At 72.0% G+C, this 1842-nt stretch carries 3 protein-coding genes and 1 pseudogene; all 4 read left to right on the top strand.

The window, feature by feature from the left end; translation table 11 throughout:
• Positions 1-884, top strand: an 884-nt coding sequence (locus D7W79_RS41690; RefSeq protein WP_120530716.1) for a hypothetical protein, incomplete at its 5' end; no start/stop codon positions are given.
• A gap of 25 nt (positions 885-909) precedes the next feature.
• Complete coding sequence (locus D7W79_RS41685; protein WP_120530715.1) at positions 910-1230, top strand: FmdB family zinc ribbon protein; 321 nt, start codon at positions 910-912, stop codon at positions 1228-1230.
• 64 nt (positions 1231-1294) lie between these two features.
• A complete protein-coding gene (locus tag D7W79_RS41680) occupies positions 1295-1498 on the top strand; it encodes a hypothetical protein (protein ID WP_120530714.1) in 204 nt (67 codons plus the stop codon).
• 57 nt (positions 1499-1555) lie between these two features.
• Positions 1556-1842 (top strand): annotated as a pseudogene (locus D7W79_RS41675) (hypothetical protein); the annotation flags it as partial.

Here is a 1842-nt window from a genome sequence, read left to right as displayed (position 1 = left end):
CCCCCGTGGAGGAGACGGACGCGAAGTCCGGCCGCCGCAAGAGCGCCAAGGCGGAGGCCGCCGCCGTCCAGGAGCGGATTGCCCCGAAGAAGCGCACCGCCGACGCGGACGACGCCGACACCTCCGCCCAGGCCACCGCGGCTCCGCAGGCGCCGCAGGCTCCGGACGAAGAGGAGGCCCCGCGCTTCATCAAGCGCGAGCTGCCCCGCCCGCGCGGCCGCTTCACCCGCGTGGAGGCCCAGCGACTGTCGTTCTTTGAACTGACGCGCGCGGAGGGCAAGGAGACGCTGGAGGCCGCCATCGAGGCCACGGAGCACCGCTACTCGCTCCTGCGCACGCTGGAGCACCGCTACAACGGCCCGCGCGGCGAGCTGACCCAGGTGGACATGGAGAACGTCCTCCGCCAGCACGGCATCATGGAGACGCTGGAGGCCCGCGAGCGCCACAACATCCAGACGGCCTACGCCTCGCAGCGCGGCGCCACCGGCCGCGTGGGCTGGGCCCTGGGCCTGTCTCCCAGCGAGTTGCAGCGGCTGGTCCACGCGCTCAAGCTCGAGGAGGAGGTGGAGGCCCTGCGCGAGCGCTTCCGCAACGAGGTGCTGGCCACGGGCCACCTCACCCACCGGCTGGATCTGCTCGGCCGGGACAAGTACCTGGTGGACCTGGGCATCCAGAAGCGCTTCACCGACGCGCTCCGCAAGGAGCTGGAGCGGCTGGCGAAGGATGCCCTGCCGGACGCCACGGATCTGCACTCGCTGGCCAACGTCGTGGGGCGCAAGCACGGCGCTCCCGCGGAGCTGGTCACCCGCGCCTTTGAACGTCTGAACCTGACGGAGGGCCTGCGCAAGCAGCTCTCCGCCCAGGCTCAATCCCCTTCGCACTGACTCATCGACACGAGGTACCCACCCCATGCCCATCTACGAGTACGGCTGCTCGGCCTGTGGAAAGACCATCGACGTCTTGCAGAAGATGTCCGACCCGACGCCCCCCGCGTGCACCGCGTGCGGCGCCCAGGGCACGCTGAGCAAGCAGGTCAGCCGCTCCAGCTTCCACCTCAAGGGTGGCGGCTGGTACTCGGACCTGTACGGCTCCACGAAGAAGGACGGCGGCGGTTCATCGTCGTCGTCCTCCTCGTCGACCGCGTCCACCGCGGCGGCGGCGCCGAGCAGCAGCCCGGCGGCCAGCGCTCCTGCGGCGGCGCCCGCCCCCGCGTCCGGCGACAAGTCGTAGCGCGCGTCCCACCGCCCCCGGCTGAAAATTCGCTGGGGGCGCGGGGAGGCCGCACACTTGACGCGTGCCCTTTCCTCCCTCGAAGCGTCCCCCCCGCCACTGCGCGCTGTGCGGCCATCCGGAGCTGACGGATGCGCGGGGGCAGGGGCGATTCCTCCTGGTCGCGGACCCGCATGGCCGTGGCCCCGTGTGTCCTCCGCAGCGCGGCTGCCGCAACGGCAAGCTCGCGGCGACGGACACGCCGGCGCTGACGCAGGCCATCCGCTAGGCTAAGCAGGCACCCCAGAAGCGCGCGCGCGTTCCTCCCCGCGCGCCTCCAGGTGCCATGCCGCGTTCCTTCCGCTCGCTGTCGTCCCTCTTCCTGGTGCCGCTGCTGGTCGTCGGAGTCTCCTCCGGCTGCGCGTCCGCCACCCGCATGTCCCCCGAGGATCGCGCCTCGCTGGACCGGACCCTCACCGGCCCGAACGCGGAGCAGTACCTGCGCGTCTCCGCCTACCTGACGCCCTTCTTCGGGGACGCGTCCAAGCGGCTGCTCACGCCCTACCCGCCGGAGGACGTGCGCCTGGTGGACGACACCCAGGGCAAGCCCATCAACCCCGGCCCCATCCAGGC

The sequence above is a fragment of the Corallococcus exercitus genome, assembly GCF_003611585.1.
GTDB classification, from domain to species: domain Bacteria; phylum Myxococcota; class Myxococcia; order Myxococcales; family Myxococcaceae; genus Corallococcus; species Corallococcus exercitus.
This window is presented reverse-complemented; position numbering and strand designations above follow the sequence as displayed.